14 protein-coding genes are annotated in these 17,032 nt (G+C 61.8%); 1 reads left to right on the top strand and 13 read right to left on the bottom strand.

The window, feature by feature from the left end; genetic code table 11:
* Positions 1-33 precede the first annotated feature (33 nt).
* The 12 genes from AAIH46_RS00900 to AAIH46_RS00845 all read right to left on the bottom strand — a co-directional run bounded on the left by AAIH46_RS00900 (position 34) and on the right by AAIH46_RS00845 (position 14,848).
* Positions 34-1,089, bottom strand: a complete 1,056-nt coding sequence (locus tag AAIH46_RS00900) for an ABC transporter ATP-binding protein (protein WP_430303622.1) — start codon at positions 1,087-1,089, stop codon at positions 34-36.
* A 4-nt stretch (positions 1,090-1,093) separates the two neighbouring features.
* On the bottom strand, positions 1,094-1,924 hold the full coding sequence (locus AAIH46_RS00895) for a carbohydrate ABC transporter permease (RefSeq protein WP_430303621.1): 831 nt from the start codon (positions 1,922-1,924) through the stop codon (positions 1,094-1,096).
* A gap of 4 nt (positions 1,925-1,928) precedes the next feature.
* Positions 1,929-2,864, bottom strand: coding sequence for a carbohydrate ABC transporter permease (locus AAIH46_RS00890; RefSeq protein WP_430303619.1), 936 nt, complete (start codon positions 2,862-2,864; stop codon positions 1,929-1,931).
* A gap of 86 nt (positions 2,865-2,950) precedes the next feature.
* Positions 2,951-4,210, bottom strand: a complete 1,260-nt coding sequence (locus AAIH46_RS00885; protein ID WP_430303618.1) for an ABC transporter substrate-binding protein — start codon at positions 4,208-4,210, stop codon at positions 2,951-2,953.
* A gap of 26 nt (positions 4,211-4,236) precedes the next feature.
* A complete protein-coding gene (locus AAIH46_RS00880; protein WP_430303617.1) occupies positions 4,237-5,403 on the bottom strand; it encodes a PLP-dependent transferase in 1,167 nt (388 codons plus the stop codon).
* Positions 5,400-6,128 carry a FadR/GntR family transcriptional regulator gene (locus tag AAIH46_RS00875; RefSeq protein WP_430303616.1) on the bottom strand — a complete coding sequence of 243 codons (729 nt, stop codon included), beginning with the start codon at positions 6,126-6,128 and terminating at the stop codon, positions 5,400-5,402. Before AAIH46_RS00875 ends, AAIH46_RS00880 begins: the two co-directional genes overlap by 4 nt.
* A 137-nt stretch (positions 6,129-6,265) precedes the next feature.
* Positions 6,266-6,913: a CBS domain-containing protein gene (locus tag AAIH46_RS00870; protein ID WP_430303614.1), complete on the bottom strand. Its 648-nt coding sequence runs from the start codon at positions 6,911-6,913 to the stop codon at positions 6,266-6,268.
* Between the two features lie 100 nt (positions 6,914-7,013).
* Complete coding sequence (locus tag AAIH46_RS00865) at positions 7,014-9,692, bottom strand: cation-translocating P-type ATPase (protein WP_430303613.1); 2,679 nt, start codon at positions 9,690-9,692, stop codon at positions 7,014-7,016.
* A 73-nt stretch (positions 9,693-9,765) separates the two neighbouring features.
* The gene (locus AAIH46_RS00860; RefSeq protein WP_430304950.1) at positions 9,766-10,125 is read right to left on the bottom strand and encodes a TraR/DksA family transcriptional regulator; all 360 of its coding nucleotides are present in this window, start codon (positions 10,123-10,125) and stop codon (positions 9,766-9,768) included.
* 145 nt (positions 10,126-10,270) lie between these two features.
* Entirely contained in the window at positions 10,271-12,676 is a 2,406-nt protein-coding gene (locus AAIH46_RS00855; protein WP_430303612.1) for a phosphoketolase family protein, read from the bottom strand.
* A complete protein-coding gene (locus AAIH46_RS00850; protein WP_430303611.1) occupies positions 12,666-13,895 on the bottom strand; it encodes an acetate/propionate family kinase in 1,230 nt (409 codons plus the stop codon). Before AAIH46_RS00850 ends, AAIH46_RS00855 begins: the two co-directional genes overlap by 11 nt.
* On the bottom strand, positions 13,892-14,848 hold the full coding sequence (locus tag AAIH46_RS00845) for a bifunctional enoyl-CoA hydratase/phosphate acetyltransferase (protein ID WP_430303610.1): 957 nt from the start codon (positions 14,846-14,848) through the stop codon (positions 13,892-13,894). Before AAIH46_RS00845 ends, AAIH46_RS00850 begins: the two co-directional genes overlap by 4 nt.
* A gap of 173 nt (positions 14,849-15,021) precedes the next feature.
* Here AAIH46_RS00845 and AAIH46_RS00840 point away from each other — a divergent pair, with 173 nt between their 5' ends.
* The gene (locus tag AAIH46_RS00840; protein ID WP_430303609.1) at positions 15,022-16,608 is read left to right on the top strand and encodes an AAA family ATPase; all 1,587 of its coding nucleotides are present in this window, start codon (positions 15,022-15,024) and stop codon (positions 16,606-16,608) included.
* Positions 16,609-16,795: 187 nt separating this feature from the next.
* On the opposite strand, the gene AAIH46_RS00835 is transcribed toward AAIH46_RS00840, so the two are convergent.
* Complete coding sequence (locus AAIH46_RS00835) at positions 16,796-16,960, bottom strand: hypothetical protein (RefSeq protein WP_430303608.1); 165 nt, start codon at positions 16,958-16,960, stop codon at positions 16,796-16,798.
* Positions 16,961-17,032 lie beyond the last annotated feature (72 nt).

Genomic DNA, 17,032 nt, shown 5'->3' with positions numbered 1-17,032 from the left:
GGCCGGCTGAACGGCATCATCATGACGAGACGATCAGGTGGGGATACGGTCACCCTGGGCGTCGAAGAAATGCAGATGTTTGGACGGCATGCGGACCGAAACGTCCGGACCCGGCGCCAGGTAGGCCCGATCCGAGGTGAAGACCTTGAAGGGCAGGCCGTTCAGCGACAGATGCAGGATGATGCCGAAACCAGTCGGTTCCACCAGTTCGACCGTCGCCGCAAGGCCATCGGCGGTCAGTTCCACATGTTCGGGACGGATGCCCATGGTGATGCCGCTCTCGTCGCTGGAAACTGCCGGAAGCTGCATCTTCAAGAGCGTGCCATCGGCCAGGCGCACACCGTCCGGATCCCGCGTTCCTTCGAAAAAATTCATCCCCGGGGAGCCGATGAAGCCGGCGACGAACAGATTGGCGGGGCGGTCGTACAGTTCGAGCGGACTGCCGACCTGCTGCACCACCCCGCCATGCATGGCAACGATCCGGTCCGCCAGGGTCATCGCCTCGATCTGGTCATGGGTGACGTAGATCGAGGTGGCCTTGAGGTCACCATGCATTTTCTTGATCTCGGCGCGCATCTGTTCGCGCAGCCGGGCATCGAGGTTCGACAGCGGCTCGTCGAACAGGAAGGCCCTGGGCTGGCGCACGATGGCACGACCCATGGCGACGCGCTGGCGCTGGCCGCCGGACAGTGCCTTGGGGCGACGCTCCAGATAGGGTTCGAGCCCGAGCTTGGACGCCGCAACGGCGACGGCCGCCTCGATCTTTTCCTTCGACGCCTTTCGCAGCCGCATGCTGTAGCTCATGTTGCGGGCAACACTCATATGCGGGTAGAGCGCGTAGGACTGGAACACCATGGCGATGTCGCGATCCTTCGGATGCAACTCGTTGACGCGGCTGCCGTCGATGCGGATCTCGCCGCTGGTGACATCTTCAAGGCCGGCGATCATCCGCAGCAGGGTTGATTTGCCGCAGCCGGAGGGGCCGACCAGCACGATGAACTCGCCGTCCCTGATCTCGAGATTGACGCCATGCAGGACGCCGTAGGTGCCGTAGGATTTTCCGAGGCTGTCGATCGTGATGGATGCCATGTGACTACCCCTTGACCGCGCCGGCCGTCAGGCCCTGCACGAGATACCGTTGGATGAGCAGGAAGAAGAGGGCTGCCGGGATCAGCGCCATGACGCCGGCGGCCATCATCTGGCCGAAATCGACCGAGAATTTCGACACGAAGGTCAAGAGCCCGACCGGGAAGGTGGCAGCATTGTTGCCGTTGATCAGCATCAGCGCGAACAGGAGTTCGCTCCAGGCGGCCGTGAAGACGAAGCCGAGCGTGGCGGCGATACCGGGGAGCGTCAGCGGCAGGATGATCTGGCGAAATGCGATGAACTTGGTTGCCCCGTCGATCATCGCCGCCTCCTCCAGGTCCTTCGGGATGCCGTCGAAGAAGGACTGCATCAGGAAGGTGGCGAACGGCACGTTGAAGGCTGTGTAGACCACGACGAGGCCGGTCAGGCTGTTGGTCAGGCCGAGCGGCGTCAGGATCTTGAAGATCGGCGCCACCAGCATGACCAGCGGAAACATCTGCGTCAAAAGCATCAGCCCGACGATCCAGTATTTTGCGCGGAAGGTGAAGCGCGACAGCGCGTAGCCGGACAGGGAGGCGATGATCGTGACGACGATCGCCGTCGAGCCGGACACGATCAGGCTGTTCTTGAAGAATGTCGGGAAGGCGCTGTGCTGCAGCACGAAGGCATAGTGCTCGAATGTCGTGCGTGTCGGCCACATCCGAACGCCTTCGGAATACAGAAGGTCGTTCGGCGTCAGCGAGACCTTCAACAGCCAGAACAGCGGAAACAGCGCGAAGACGATGTAGCAGAGGATCGCCAGCCGGTGCGCGACGACCGGAAGAATGGAGCGTCTCATGGCCTCACCCCTTGTTCAACAATGTCTGCCGCAGCAGGATGATCAGCATGGAATAGGCGAGCAGCAGCACCAGCAGCACCAGCGCGACTGCCGAGGCGTAACCGAAGTCGAGCGCCTTGAACGCCTGCGTGAAGATGTAGCTGGCGACGATCTGGGTGCGATCCGCCGGCCCGCCGCCGGTCATCACGACGATCAGGTCGGCGAAATTCGCGACCCAGACGGTGCGCAGAAGCACGGTGATGGCGATGGTCGGTGCGAGAAACGGCAGCGTGATCGACAGGAAACGCTGCATCCAGTCGGCACCATCGATGGAGGCGGCCTCATAGAGGTCGCGCGGGATCGACTGCAGGGCGGCCAGAAGGGTGATCGCAAAGAACGGAATGCCCCACCAGACATTGGCGATGATCGGGCCCCACATGGCGTAATGCGGATCGGACAGGAGATTGCCCGGCTGGTCGATCAGCCCGAGCGCAAACAGCCAATGGGGCAAAGGGCCGATGACCGGGTTGAACAGCCAGGCCCAGTTGAGGCCGGCGAGGAAGGACGGCACGGCCCAGGGCAGGAAGACCAGCGCCTGCACGATGCCGCGGCCGTGGAAGGGCTTGTCCAGGAGAAGCGCCAGGATCAGCCCGAAGGTGAATTGCAGAACCACCGAGGCGCCGGTCCACCACAGCGTATTCTTCAGAGCGCCGAAAAAGGCCTTGTCCTGCGCAAGCGCGCGAAAATGGTCGAGGCCGATGAACCCGCCCGAAAACGGGTTGAGCAACTGGATGTCGCGAAAGGCGTAGGACATGCCGAGCACCAGCGGCACCAGCATGACGGTGATGATCAGGATCAGCGCCGGGGCGCTGTAGAGATAGGGTTCGGCATGATCGGCAAGCCGCGCCAGAAGGGGTTTTTGCACCCGGCGGCCATGGCTGGAAGTGATTGCGGTCGTCATTGGCAGAACAGTCCCCGTGGGCGGCATGATGGCCGTCGTCGCGGTCAGACGGACCGGCAGCGCTGGGCTGCCGGTCCGCGCGCGGCTTATTTCTTCGCCAGATGCTTCTGCTGCGCCTTGGTGAGATAGTCCGCCCACTGGTTGGCAAGGTCGGCGGCCGAGATATCGCCGAGCAGCGCCTGCTGCGACGACTTGATGGCCAGCGAATCCTTGAAGAAGGCGAATTCCTGAAGATAGGTCGGCATCACCGTCGGCACCGTGTTGGGGTCAGCCAGTTCCTCGAACCAGCCCTTGAACTGGTCGCCGGCATAGAACGGGTCCTTTTCAGCCGATGTGTAAGCGGGCAGGGCGCCGATCTTCTTGTTCCATTCGAGATTGCCCTCGCGGCCCTGAAGGGTGGCGATCAGCTTCCAGGAGAGATCCTTGTTCTCGCTCTTGGCGAACATGGACCAGCCGGCATAGCCGATGGTGGGATAGGACTTGCCGTCCGGTCCCTTGGGCAGCGGGATAACTCCAAAATCTTCCTTCTTCATGCGTTCGGCAACGGCGATGAGCGCATCCGGATCCTGGTCGAGGAAGGCGCAGGTGCCGGAGTAGAAACCGGCCACGACCTCGTTGAACCCCCAGTTGACGCTGTCCTTCGGGGCGTAGCCCTTCTTGTAGAGATCGACCATCCACTCGATGCCCTTGGACCAGCCCGGGGTGTTCATCGTCGAGGTGCCATCCTCCGTGAAATACTTGTTGTCGCCGGCCATCGAGGCGGCGAAGATCATCCAGCCGTTCAGTCCACCCGGTCCGCCGCGCATGCAATAGCCGTATTTGCCGGGAAGTTTCGAGACAGCCTCGGAGGCCTTGGTGAACTCCTCCATCGTCTTTGGCGGCGCAGCGACGCCGGCCTCTGAGAGCAGCTTCTTGTTGTAGAACATCGCCCGCAGATAGAAGCCATAGGGCAGCATATAGGCCGTGTCCTTGACGTCGCGGCCGAGTTCGAGCGCGCGGGGCGTCAGTTCCTTGGTGTTCTCCCATTTTGCCAGATAGGGTTCGAGACTTTCGAGCATGCCGTTGTTGGCGTAGAGCGACAGCCAGGTATCGGGCATTTCCATGACGTCGGGCGTATCGCCGGCCGACACCATGGTTGCGAATTTCTGGAAGGCCTCGTTCCAGGGCAGCGAGATGATCTCGACCTTGGTGCCGGGATTATCCGCCTCGAATTTCGAAACGAGCGACTGCAGGGTCTGCGTGCGTTCCGGGCTGGTGATGACTTCCACCAGCTTGAGTGTCGTATCTGCCAGTGCACTCGACGCCATCAGCGACGCCAGAAGCGCGGTTGCGATCAATGTCCTCATTGCAATTCTCCCAGTTTTTTGTTGGTTCAGGACGCGACGGCGATCGCATCCTGGAGATCGCTCCACAAAGCCTCGGTTCCCTCGAGGCCCACATGGAGGCGTACGGACCGCGCGTGAATTCCGAATTCCTGCGCGGAATTTGGCTGCGCTTTTTGCTGCAGCACGACTTCGCCCGGTACGACCAGGCTTTCATGGCCTCCCCAGCTCACACCGAGCCTGAAGAGCTTGAGATTGTTGCTGAAGGCGCGGATATCGATGCCCTCGCGAAAGACCAGCGAAAACAGGCCTGACGTGCCGTGGAGGCCGGCAGGAAGGCGGTTCGACAGGCCGGGGTGGCAGACCTGCTCGACGATGTCGAGATCCTTCAGGCGCTGGGCGATGACAAGCGCCGAGGCTTCATGCGCCTTCATGCGGATCGGCAGGGTGCGCAGGCCGCGGATCAGCAGCCAGGCGTCGAAGGGCGAAAGCTTGGCGCCGAGATAGGGATATGCCTCGGCCTTGAGGCGGGCGATCATGTCCTTCGAACCGGCAACGATGCCGGCGACGACGTCGCTGTGGCCGCCGAGATATTTCGAGGCCGAATGGATGACCAGGTCGACGCCGAGTGTGATCGGCTGCTGGAAGATCGGGCTTGCCCAGCTGTTGTCGATCATCGAGACGGCACCGTGCTTCTTCGCAAGGGCTGCAAGAGCGCCGACGTCATGGGCTTCCATCATCCAACTGGTCGGGCTTTCCATGTAGAAGATCTTGGCGCCGGGCAGGGCCTTGTCGACCGCTTCCTCATCACGGCCGTCGACATAGGTCACATCGACATTCATGCGCTTCAGGATCGTGCCGAACAGCCGGAAGGCGTCGGGATACACGTGACGCACGGCGACGATCCGGTCCCCCGGCGCAACGAAGCTTAGGACGGCAGCGGATATCGCCGCCATGCCGCTTGCAAACCCCAGCGCATCCTCGGCACCTTCGAGCTTCGCCAGCATTTCCTCAAACATGCGGACCGTCGGGTTGAGACCGCGGGTATAGATCGGCCGCACCTTTTCGCCGCGATAGGAAGACAGCATGTCGTCATAATCTGAGAAGGTGAACAGCGACGTCTGCGCGATCGGCGGCACGACGGCGCTATAGGCATTGCCCTCGTCATGCGCGACGATCAGCGAGGCAAGATCGAATGAGGAGGAGCCTTCGGTCATCGGGACATTTCCTTGATGTCTTCCTCGACGATCTCGAGGATTTTCAATGTTTCGGCGCGCGCCGTCTCGGGGTCGCCGGCGGCAATCGCATCGAACAGCGTGCGGTGGAAAGGGAAGGACCGACGCGCGAAATCGGCGCGCTCGAACGGGCTGCTCCAGAACTGCTCGAACGTCTCCCGCATCTGTTCGAGCAATTGCCGGAACAGCGGGTTGTGGGTGGCATCATAGATCGCCAGGTGGAAGGCGAGGTCTTCCGGGCCGGACGCGCCGCGGCTGTGATGCGCCTGCTCCATCAGGTCGAGCTTGGCCTCGATCTCGGCGAGATCCGCCGCCGTGCGCATCCGGGCGGCAACCATGCCGGCTTCACATTCCAGGCCGCGCCGCACCTGCAGCGTCTGCAAGAGCACGTCGCGCAGGTTCTCCGTGTCGAGCGACAGCGGCATGTGAACGGTGCGCTTTGAAATCGGTTTCAGCAGGTAATTGCCGCTGCCCTTGCGGCTGTCGATGACGCCCAGCGCCTGATAGCGGCGGATCGCCTCGCGGATGGTGGAGCGCCCGACCCCGAGCGCCGACATCAGATGCCGCTCTGCCGGCAACCGGTCTCCGGTCTTCAGGCTGGCAGCTTCGATATAGGCAGCCAACGCCTCGCCCACCCGCGCCGTCCGATCGGCGGGCGGAAGAGAAAACAGGCTAATATCGGTCGGGCGACTAAATTGGTCTGACATCCTGCCAATTAGCGACAAAGGGCACGGTCATGTCAAGATCGTCCCAAGCGCTTTGCGTCGCGGAATTTCTCAATTTGGTGGGGCGTCGCGCAATGCCTCCGGTCTTGCTCCCGATGGGTGTCCCAGTTGCTGACCGATCAGCAACCAGGCCGAAAGCAGATGCCGGCCACGCCCGCCACGCTTTCCGCGACCACTTGGATGGCACGCTTTAGCGCGGGCGATGGGGCAGGGCCGGAGACTTCAACCACCGAGTCCCTGACCTCCACCGCAAGCTGATCCGGCGCAAGACCGAGCTCCGATCGTAGTCGCGTCGAAACCGCAAGCCTCAGAGCAAGATCGCCGTTCGCCACGGCATCGCGGTCGGCCGTTATGGCCCGCAAGATATCGCGCCGGCTGATAATCCCGACCAGCTTGCCGGACTGGAGAACCGGCAACCTCTTGATCCCGTGGGTTCTGGCGAGAGCCGCAACGTCGGCGAGTGACTGTTGCGGTGAGACGGAAATGACCTCGCGCGTCATGCAGTCCGAGACGGTCGTTCCGTGCGTCCGGATGTAATTTTCGAAGAATGCGTTATCCGGATTGTCCGGGGGAGACTGCCGTCCCGCATTGAACACGCTGCGGCTGAGAAGATCGCTTTCCGTGAGCATGCCGACCACGTGATCATCGTCGCCGATCACCGGCAGACCGCTGACGTTGTGGTCCAGCATCAGCTGAATGGCATGTTTGATACTCGTGTCTGGCGACACGTAGACCGGTCTCGCCGTCATAAAATCCCGTACCAGCATCAGGCTCTCCTTTCGCACATCGCGTCAGATTGGCATGGTGATCGAGGAAGCCCTTGATCTTGCTCAACGCCCCGCCCCGAAAGTGCGGTCATTGCAAGGCTCAAGCCGATTGCCTGGTCGCGAACGGCTTTTGTGCGAACGCCTTGTCCAGCTCACTGACGATGATCAGGGACGAGGCGGCAAGCAGCATGCAGGCCCATTCCAGCAGAGAGATCGGTGCCAGTTCCAGGGTATCGCGCAGCCAGGGAACATACATGGCTGCTATGTGCACGGCTTGCGCAACGACCACGCAGCCGATGAGAGCGGGATTTCCAAGCACGGACATGCGGAAGATCGACTGCCGCTCCGAACGACAGGCGAGCGTCTGTGCGTTTTCAAACATGACGAACAGCAGCAGCAGCAGGTTCCGGGCCTGGGATAGCTCATACCCCTGCGCCAAGAGCCAGTAGAACAGGACGAAGCCGCCGACGCCGATCACCAGCATGGACTGGATGATCCGACGGATCATCAAGCGATCGAAAATCGGCTCCTTTGGCCGTCTCGGCGGACGGGAAAGCTCATCGCCCTCCGGTTTTTCGCCGGCCAGCGCGACATCCTGGATGCCGTTCGTCACGAGATTGAGCCAGAGAAGTTGCACGGGAAGCAACGGCATCGGAAGACCGAGCGGGATGGCCAGCAGGAACAGCAGCATTTCGGCTGCCCCCGTTGCTGCCAGCATGAGGATAACCTTGCGGATATTCGAATAGGCGGTGCGGCCTTCCCGAATACCGCTGACGATCGAGGCGAAATTGTCATCGGTGACGACGATGTCGGCGCTTTCCTTGGCGACTTCGGTGCCCTTGCGCCCCATGGCCACGCCAACATGGGCGTGCTTGAGGGCCGGTGCGTCGTTCACCCCGTCTCCCGTCACAGCCACGAAATGGCCGTTGCGGGCCATGGAAAGGACAATGGACAGCTTCTGCGCGGGTGCGACCCGGGCATAGATGCGCGTCCGTCGCGTCAGTTCATCCAGCTGGTTCTCGCCGGCCGCTTCCGCCTGGCGCACGGCATCACCGGTTGTCACCTGATCTGTGCCGAATTCCAGGCCTGCCTGCCTGGCGATCGCTTCGGCCGTCCGTGGATCATCGCCCGTCAGCATTGCGACCTCGACGCCAGCGGCCCACGCATCCCTGATCGCGCGGGGCACTTCCGGCCGTACCGGGTCCTGCATGCCGGCGAAGCCCAGAAACACGAGGTCGACAAGATGGTGACGCCCGAAATTCTGCTCTCCATCGCTGCGAATTTCTCCCTCTGCAAAGGCAAGAACCCGCAGCCCCCGCGCAGCCATTTCTTCCTTCTGGGCCAGGAGGCGTCCACGGTCGATCAAAACGGCATGACCCGCGACATCCATGCGATCAGCCATGTCGATCAGCGTCTCGGCCGCTCCCTTGACGAAGATGCCGACCCCTTCTCCCGCCTGGTGGAAGGAGGCCGCAAACTTCAGGTCGGGCTCGTAGGGAATGCGGGAGAGGAGAGGGTAGGCCTTTCGGACCTTGTCGTGCGTCAATCCTCCCTTGTGAGCGGCTGCCAGAAGAGCCACATCGACCGTGTCGCCAATCCCTGCCCAGCCGGCTTGATCGTTGATCAACGAGCCTTCGTTCGGCAAGGACGCCGCGCGCAACAGACGTTCGGCCCTTGCGCGCGCTTCCTCAGGGTCCATCTGCGAGCCTCTGATCTCACAGGCGTCGAGATTGGCATGTGCATCGAGAAGCAGATCCGTGCCGTCTGGGAGGCGGATATCGGTGACGGTCAATTCGTTGAGCGTCAGCGTTCCGGTCTTGTCGGTTGCGATCATGGTGCAGGAGCCAAGCGATTCGACGGCCGGCATCCGCCTTACGATGACGTTGTGCTTCGCCATGCGGCGCATGCTGATCGCCAGCGCGATCGAGATGGCGATCGGCAAACCTTCTGGAATGGCGCTGACGGCAAGACCGACAGACATCAGGAAGAGATCGTTCCACGGCAGGCCTCGAAGCAGGCCAAAGCCGATCAGAACAAGCGAGGCCGCCCCCACCGTCCAGGCGATGACGGTGGAGAAGCGGGAAAGCCGGATCATCAGAGGCGGCTGGGATACGGATGCCTTGCCGATTTCCGCGGCAATGGCGCCGATTTCCGTCGCAAGGCCGGTGGCGACGACCACGCCGGTGGCTCGTCCCCGGATAATCAGTGTTCCAGCGAAAGCCCTTGCTGCTTTGGAACCGGCGGTATCGGTGGATGGATGTTCGACCGATTTGCGGACGGGGAGGGATTCGCCGGTCAGCAAGGATTCGTCACAGAGGAGATCATTGGCTTCGATCAGCATCAGGTCTGCCGGGACCCGCCCCCCGGCTTCCAGCAGGACAATGTCGTCCGGAACGAGGAGACGGGATTCGATCTCTCGGGTCTGGCCGTCTCGGATCACGGTCGCCCGGGGTTGCTCAAGGTTGCGAAGAGCCATCGCAGCGCGCCCGGCGGAATACTCCTGAACACTGCCGATGACGCCGTTCACAAGCAGGACAATGCCGATGAAGACAGCGTCTTCCGGTTCGCTGACGACGAGAGACACCGCAGCCGCGATGAGCAGGATATAGATGAGCGGGCTGCGGAACTGGTGCAGAAAGATGGAGAGGATCAACGGCGGCTTGGGCTGCGGCAGAACATTGGGTCCAAATCGCTGCAGGCGCTCGGTCGCCTCCTGCGTCGTCAGGCCGTGCACGACCGCGGCGCCGACCACGGGATCTTTCAAGGCCAGGACAGCCATGTGCTACTCCGGTTTCTCTGCGCTAGGGATGAGAGAACGACACGCAGCCGTCGCCCATAACGACAAGATTGTTCTAGCGAAGCTGGAGCGCGTGCGAGCAGGACTGGCAGAAGGGCGTGTGGGGAACGAGGTCAAGCCGTTCATCGCTGATGGGACTGCCGCATTTGACGCAGATACCGAAGGCGTCCTGCCTCATTCGGCCAAGTGCAGCTTCAATGGCCACGAGTTCCTTTTGCCCGACCTCTCCGAGTTCCTCCAGCACCTCGTCGTTATTGCGTTCGACGGCACGATCGTCGTCACCGCGCTCGCGAGGCTGCTCGAAGTCATGCTCGATCCTTTCAAGGCGGGCCTTCAGCTGCTGCTGTCGCTGCACAAGGATCGGCCTGTACTTTTCGTCGCGCTGCTTCAGATCCGTGGATGAAGATCTCGTCATGATGCCCTCGCGCATTGATGTTCGCAGACCGGAGCCTCCTCTCCTCAGGGGCCGCTGGCATTGATCATGATCAAGGGAAGAGCGGAAAGACGTTGTTCAAACGCAGCCGAAGCGAAGGTTCGGCTGCGTCGCGATGTTCAGCGGCTCATCCAAAAGTCTCCGCCGGTCTCCATTTCCAATCGCGAATTTCCGGCATGTCCTCACCATGTTCACGGACATACCGCGTGTGCTCCGCAAGCTTTGCGTTGAACATCTCAATCACGCCGCCCGCCTTCTCCTTCAGGCCCGGCACCCTTTCGATCGCCTCGATGGCAAGGTGGAAGCGGTCGAGTTCGTTCAGCACCGTGATGTCAAAGGGCGTTGTCGTCGTGCCCTCTTCGATAAAGCCGCGCACATGGATGTTTCGGTGGTTGGTGCGTTTGTAGGTCAGCCGGTGGATGAGATAGGGATACCCGTGATAGGCGAAGATCACCGGCCGGTCGGCGGTAAACAGCCGGTCGAAAGTTTCGTCGGAGAGACCATGCGGATGCTGGTCCTGCGACTGCAGCGCAAGCAGGTCGACGACGTTGACGACGCGAATGCTGAGTTCCGGAATTGCCTCGCGCAGCAGGGCGACTGCCGCAAGCGTCTCGAGCGTCGGCACGTCGCCGGCGCAGGCCATCACCACGTCGGGCTCGACCGCGCCGTTCTCGTTGCTGGCCCAGTCCCAGATGCCGATGCCGGCTTCACAATGTCGGATCGCCTCGTCCATCGTCAGCCATTGCGGTTCAGGCTGCTTGCCGGCAACGATGACGTTGACGCGGTTCCAGGTCTTCAGGCAGTGGTCGCCGATCCACAACAGCGTATTGGCGTCCGGCGGCAGGTAGATGCGCACGATATCCGCCTTCTTGTTGGCGACGAGATCGAGAAAGCCGGGGTCCTGGTGGGAGAAGCCGTTATGGTCCTGCCGCCAGACATGCGAGGTGAGCAGGTAGTTCAGCGAGGAGATAGGCTTGCGCCACGGCAGCTCGCGGGAGACCTTCAGCCACTTTGCATGCTGGTTGAACATCGAATCGACGATGTGGATGAAGGCTTCGTAGCAGGAGAACAGGCCATGCCGGCCGGTCAGCAGGTAGCCTTCCAGCCAGCCCTGGCAGAGATGCTCTGAAAGAACCTCCATCACCCGGCCGTCGCGTGACAGATGGACGTCGTAGGGCTCGATCCTTTCCATCCACACGCGGTCGGTGACTTCGAAGACATTGCCGAGCCGGTTCGATTCCGTCTCATCCGGACCGAAGATGCGGAAGTTCGAACTCGCGTCGTTGAGTTTCAGCACGTCGCGCAGATATCTGCCGAGGATCTCGGTCGTCTGCACCATGTCGGCGCCCCGCGTCTTCACGGGCACCGCATAGGCGCGAATGTCCGGCACGATGAGTTCCTTGCGCAACATGCCGCCATTGGCGTGCGGGTTGGCACCCATGCGGCGTTCGCCGCCAGGCGAAAGCGCCCGCAACTCCTGCTTCAGCCGGCCGTCGGCATCGAACAGGTCGTCCGGATCGTAGCTCCGCATCCAATCCTCGAGGATTTTTCGGTGGCTCTGGTCCTCGCGGCAACCGGAGACCGGCACCTGGTGGGCACGCCAGAAGCCCTCGACCTTCTTGCCGTCGACTTCCTTCGGTCCGGTCCAGCCCTTGGGGCTGCGGAGCACGATCATCGGCCAGCGCGGGCAGCCTTCGGATGATATCCCTTCGCGGGCGTCCGTCTGGATCGCGCGGATGCGGTCGAACACCATCTCAAGTGTCACGGCCATCTGTCGGTGCATGTCTGCCGGTTCGTGTCCTTCGACGAAGAACGGCTCGTATCCGTAACCGCGGAAGAGATGGTCGATATCCTCGTCTGCCATGCGGCCGAGCAGGGTCGGGTTGGCGATCTTGTAGCCGTTGACATGCAGGATCGGCAGCACCGCGCCATCGCGGGTAGGGTTGAGGAACTTGTTCGACTGCCAGCTTGCGGCGAGCGGTCCGGTCTCGGCCTCGCCATCACCGATGACACAGGCGACGACAAGGCCCGGATTGTCGAAAGCCGCGCCATAGGCATGCACCAGCGCATAACCGAGCTCGCCGCCCTCATGGATGGAGCCGGGCGTTTCCGGGGCGGCGTGGCTTGGAATGCCGCCGGGGAATGAGAACTGCCGGAACAGTTTTCGAATGCCGTCGGCATTTTCGCCGATCTCCGGATAGATCTCGCTATAGGTGCCTTCGAGATAGGTACTGGCCACCATGCCCGGCCCGCCATGGCCCGGACCGCAGACATAGATCATGCTGAGATCGCGGTTGCGGATGATCCGGTTCAGATGCGTGTAGATGAAGTTGAGGCCGGGCGTCGTGCCCCAGTGGCCGAGCAGGCGTGGCTTGATGTCCTCCGCCTTCAGGGGCTCGCGCAGGAGCGGATTGTCGAGCAGGTAGATCTGTCCCACGGAGAGATAGTTGGCAGCACGCCAATAACGGTCCATCAGCCCCAGTTCCTGATCGGTAATCGGGGGCGGTGCATTCGGTTGGACGCTATGCTCCATGACTGGCTCCTTGTGTGGCCGTGCGATGATTGCGGTCGTCTTCAGCGTCGAGAAGGGACATTGCTTCCTCCGCGATCATCTGTTCCTCGTCGGTGGGGATGACATGAACGGCGATGCGGCTTGCAGGAGTGCTGATCTTCGAGGCGCTGCGCTCGTTTGCACGTCCGTCGAGTTCCACTCCGAGCCAAAGCAGCCGGTCGGCGATCTGGGCGCGGATCTTCGGCTGGTTTTCGCCGACACCGGCCGTGAAGATCAGGCCGTCTACCCCGCCAAGAGTGGTCGCCAGCCGGCCAATTTCACCGGCGATCCGCAACGTGAACAGGTCGACGGCCTGACGGGCATGCTCGCCGCCGTCTTCCATCAGTTCCCGGGTATCGCCGCTGAGGCCCGAGACGCCGAGCAGGCCGCAGTGGTGATACAGCATGTCCTCCACCTCCTTGAGCGATCGTCCGAGCGGCCCGAGGAAGTGCATCAGGACGCCAGGATCAAGCGCACCTGGACGGGTCGCCATCGGAATACCGTCGAGCGTGGAAAAGCCCATGCTGGTGTCAAGGCTCTGGCCATCATCGATCGCGCAGAGGCTCGCACCGCTGCCGAGATGGGCGATGATGACCTTGCCCTTGGCGATGTCCGGCGCCTTTGTGGCAAGTTCACGCGTCACATACTGGTAGGACAGGCCGTGAAAGCCGTAGCGCTTGATGCCGCGCTCGTGCCAGGCCCGCGGGATGGCAAAGCGCCGGACGAGATCATCCTGGGTGGAATGGAAGGTCGTATCGAACGAGCTTGTCTGGAAAAGCTTTGGGTGAAGATGCTTCACGGCCCGGATCAGCCGCAGCGCCTGAGGTTGGTGCAGAGGCGCAAGTTCGTTGAGCGAGCGGATCTGTTCGAGTGTTTGGGAAGTCAACTCCGCCGGGCCGGTGAACAGATCGCCGCCATGGACGATCCGGTGCCCCGCGGCAATCACCGAATCGAGATCGAAATGTGCACCGAGTTCCCGCAGGACTTCTCCCATCAGGTCGGACAGGTTGTCACCCGCATCGCCTTTCAGCGGCAGCTCGAACCGGGTCGGGCCTTCCTTGAGGTGGAGCATCAACGGGCGGTCAGAAAAATCCACCACGGCCTTGCCGATGCGTTGCGGTCCTGCTCCACTGAGCTGGAAAATGCCGATCTTCACGGTTGAGGAACCGGCATTGAAGGTCAGAAGAAGTCTTCCAGTCATCCAGCGTTTCCGATCTCGTTGCGCCACATCATACGCCCTCTCTCAGCCACCAACTTAGCAAGGGCGGCAGATGCCGTGCGGACCTTGGCGGGATCTGCCCTGCTTGTCAGGATGATTGGAACGCGTGCTCCCAGGACCAGGCCCGCCGCGTCCGCGCCGGCAAAATAGATAAGTTGCTTGGCCAGCATGTTGCCGGCTTCCAGGTCGGGAACGAGGAGTATGTCTGCCTCGCCGGCGACCGGTGAGCGAATGCCTTTGGCGCTTGCCGCCTCGATACTGATCGCGTTGTCGAAGGCGAGGGGGCCATCGACGATCGCGCCTTCGATCTGGCCGCGTGCTGCCATGACGGTGAGCGCTGCGGCATCCAGAGTTGCCGGCATCTTGCTTTTCACGGTCTCGACTGCAGCAAGGACTGCGACGCGCGGCTGGGCAATGCCGAGGACATGCAGGAAATCAATGGCATTCTGGCAGATGTCTCGTTTGTCGTCGAGATCGGGTTTGATGTTGATCGCCGCATCCGTGATGATGAGGAGCCTGTCATAGGCCGGGATATCCATCACGTAGACGTGGCTCATCCGGCGCCCGGAGCGCAGGCCAGGCGAACGAATGACGGCCGACAGCAGCTCATCGCTGTGCAGGCTACCCTTCATCAAGGCTTCGACCTTGCCCGTTGACGCAAGTTCGACGCTGCGGTCGGCTGCTGCATGGCTGTGTTCGACCGGTTCGATCTCGATGCCGGCAAGCGACAGTCCGGCAGCATCCGCTACCGACCTGATCTTGTGCTCGGGTCCAACCAGCACCGGGCCGATCAGGCCCTGTTCCTTCAGTTCGACGGCAGATCGAAGTGTCTCGGTCGAGCAGGGGTGAACGACAGCGGTGCGCATCGGCGGCAGCGCCATCGCCTCGTGAACGAATGTCTCGTAACGGCCGTGATGCCTGAGTGCCAATTCCACAGGATGCTTTCCTTGCTTCAACCGCCACCAGTTTCGCCCAGTGCTCGGCCACGCGCCTTGATGCAGCGCAATGCCTCGCGACGACCCCTGTGACAGCATGTCTCGAAGTCGCCGCCAGACTTTCAGGCCCAGAGAGCTCGGCTGACGGCGCCAGTGACGATGGAAAGGAAGCTATGGTGGAGACAGAGGATCAACGGAGCACCATCGATCTCCTGAGCAACCCGGCAACCTATGGAATCTGCGGGCCTGTCGAGCGGATCGAAACACACATCTCGGTCATCTTTCTTGTCGGCAACAAGGCCTACAAGATGAAGAAGGCACTGCAACTTCCCTATGTGGATTTTTCGACCGCGGCGATCCGCGCGGAGGCTTGTCGCAAGGAGATCTCCTTGAACAGCGAGACTGCGCCAGGGCTCTACATCGGCTTGCGCCGCATCACGCGCAGCGCTGATGGCGGCCTGGAGATTGACGGTAGTGGTCCTTTGGTGGAAGCGGTCGTCGAGATGAAGCGGTTTGATCAGGCGCAGCTTTTCGATCGCATGGCCACTTCCGGCAGGCTGACGCCCGCGCTGCTGACGGAAACGGCCCGCATGATCGCCGGTTACCACGCCACGGCACCGGTGGTTTGCGCCGGCGGCGGGGCCGACAATATTGCCGCAGTGCTGGCAATCAACGCGGCGGGTTTCGCCACCAGCCACGTTTTCGCCTCCGCCGACGTTGCAACGTTTGACGAGCGACTGCGTGGTTTGCTCGGTCGCCATTCCTCCTTGCTCGACCGGCGCGCGCAGGAGGGCAGGGTGCGCCGCTGCCATGGTGACCTGCATCTTCGCAATATCTGTCTCCTCGATGACCGGCCGTGCCTGTTCGACTGCATCGAGTTCAACGCGCGGATTGCCACCATCGATGTGCTCTATGATCTGGCATTCCTTCTGATGGACCTGTGGCATCGCGGCTTTGCCGACTTCGCCAATCTCATCGCCAACCGCTACCTCGATGAAACCGGCGACGACGAAGGTTTCTGCCTGCTGCCATTCTTCATGGCGATCCGGGCTGCGGTGCGCGCGCATGTGACGGCGACCCAGGCCGAGGAACCGGTTCAGGACGTCACGAGATTGTCCGACGAGGCGAAACGGTATTTTCAACTGGCAAATGCGCTGTTGGATGAAAAGCCGCCACACCTGATCGCAATCGGCGGACTGAGCGGGACGGGGAAATCGACCGTCGCGGACCGCCTGGCGCCGAAGCTGGGTGTGGCGCCAGGCGCGCGCCTCGTCGAAAGTGACCGCGTTCGCAAGGCGCTGCATGGAGCGCGAGCAGAAACCCGGCTGCCGGCCGCCGCATACACTGCGGAGGCGTCGCAGCGCATCTACAGCGAGATGGCGCGACGCACGCAGCTCATTGTCGGCCAAGAAAGCTCCGTGGTCGCGGACGCCGTCTTTGCCAAGCCCGAGGATCGGGCGCTCATCGAACATGCCAGCGGGAATGCACACTTCCACGGCATCTGGCTCGATGCACCGCGAACGGACCTCGAGCGCCGGATCGAAGCCCGTCGCGGAAGTTCGTCGGATGCCGATGTGACGGTGTTGGCAAAACAGCTGGAAGCAGAGATTGGCGTTGTTTCCTGGCACCGGATCGACGCCTCGATGTCGGCAGACCGGGTCGTCGATACGATCATCGAATGCATCTGTGATCCACAGAAGAGAATGGCATTGTCAGAGGACAGCAATCGGACGGACCAAGTGGAACCAATCGCAGTCTGAGCCACACCTCTGTTCCATAATCTCTGTTATCTGATCTTTGTTCGGTTGGGGATGGGCTCAAGGATGACGTGCGACTTGGGAAGAACGCGCAACTCGCCTCAAGCCCTGTGTCTCGTCGCCCCTTGCCTGATGACCAAGCCCCAACAGCAAGCGCGACCGTGACGGATCGCTTCGTGACCTCAAGCGATCACGGACCGGGCGTCACCGTCGACTGTGTCATCTGGAAATATACCCAGACCGCCGCGAACGCCGCGAGCGTGACGAGACCGATCGCGACCCGGCGCAGCCATGGCGGCGTCTGGCGCGGCGGCTTGACCGGTTTCGGCTTCTGGAACTTGATGACGTTGTTCATTGTCCACCCATGCTGCTCTCCGATGCCTGCCTAGCCGATTTTCGCTGCATCTGCCAGACGGTTGTCGCCGCA

Origin of the sequence: Rhizobium sp. 0TCS1.26 (assembly GCF_050455525.1) — a bacterium.
In the GTDB taxonomy this organism is placed as follows: Bacteria; Pseudomonadota; Alphaproteobacteria; order Rhizobiales; family Rhizobiaceae; genus Neorhizobium.
This window is presented reverse-complemented; position numbering and strand designations above follow the sequence as displayed.

What these genes read in the sequence shown, in the direction of transcription:
- AAIH46_RS00850 (WP_430303611.1), bottom strand. Translation starts at nt 13,895, where the DNA reads ATGACTGGAAGACTTCTTCTGACCTTCAATGCCGGTTCCTCAACCGTG.
- AAIH46_RS00855 (WP_430303612.1), bottom strand. Translation starts at nt 12,676, where the DNA reads ATGGAGCATAGCGTCCAACCGAATGCACCGCCCCCGATTACCGATCAG.
- AAIH46_RS00880 (WP_430303617.1), bottom strand. Translation starts at nt 5,403, where the DNA reads ATGACCGAAGGCTCCTCCTCATTCGATCTTGCCTCGCTGATCGTCGCG.
- AAIH46_RS00900 (WP_430303622.1), bottom strand. Translation starts at nt 1,089, where the DNA reads ATGGCATCCATCACGATCGACAGCCTCGGAAAATCCTACGGCACCTAC.
- AAIH46_RS00865 (WP_430303613.1), bottom strand. Translation starts at nt 9,692, where the DNA reads ATGGCTGTCCTGGCCTTGAAAGATCCCGTGGTCGGCGCCGCGGTCGTG.
- AAIH46_RS00860 (WP_430304950.1), bottom strand. Translation starts at nt 10,125, where the DNA reads ATGACGAGATCTTCATCCACGGATCTGAAGCAGCGCGACGAAAAGTAC.
- AAIH46_RS00885 (WP_430303618.1), bottom strand. Translation starts at nt 4,210, where the DNA reads ATGAGGACATTGATCGCAACCGCGCTTCTGGCGTCGCTGATGGCGTCG.
- AAIH46_RS00840 (WP_430303609.1), top strand. Translation starts at nt 15,022, where the DNA reads ATGGTGGAGACAGAGGATCAACGGAGCACCATCGATCTCCTGAGCAAC.
- AAIH46_RS00895 (WP_430303621.1), bottom strand. Translation starts at nt 1,924, where the DNA reads ATGAGACGCTCCATTCTTCCGGTCGTCGCGCACCGGCTGGCGATCCTC.
- AAIH46_RS00870 (WP_430303614.1), bottom strand. Translation starts at nt 6,913, where the DNA reads ATGCTGGTACGGGATTTTATGACGGCGAGACCGGTCTACGTGTCGCCA.
- AAIH46_RS00835 (WP_430303608.1), bottom strand. Translation starts at nt 16,960, where the DNA reads ATGAACAACGTCATCAAGTTCCAGAAGCCGAAACCGGTCAAGCCGCCG.
- AAIH46_RS00875 (WP_430303616.1), bottom strand. Translation starts at nt 6,128, where the DNA reads ATGTCAGACCAATTTAGTCGCCCGACCGATATTAGCCTGTTTTCTCTT.
- AAIH46_RS00890 (WP_430303619.1), bottom strand. Translation starts at nt 2,864, where the DNA reads ATGACGACCGCAATCACTTCCAGCCATGGCCGCCGGGTGCAAAAACCC.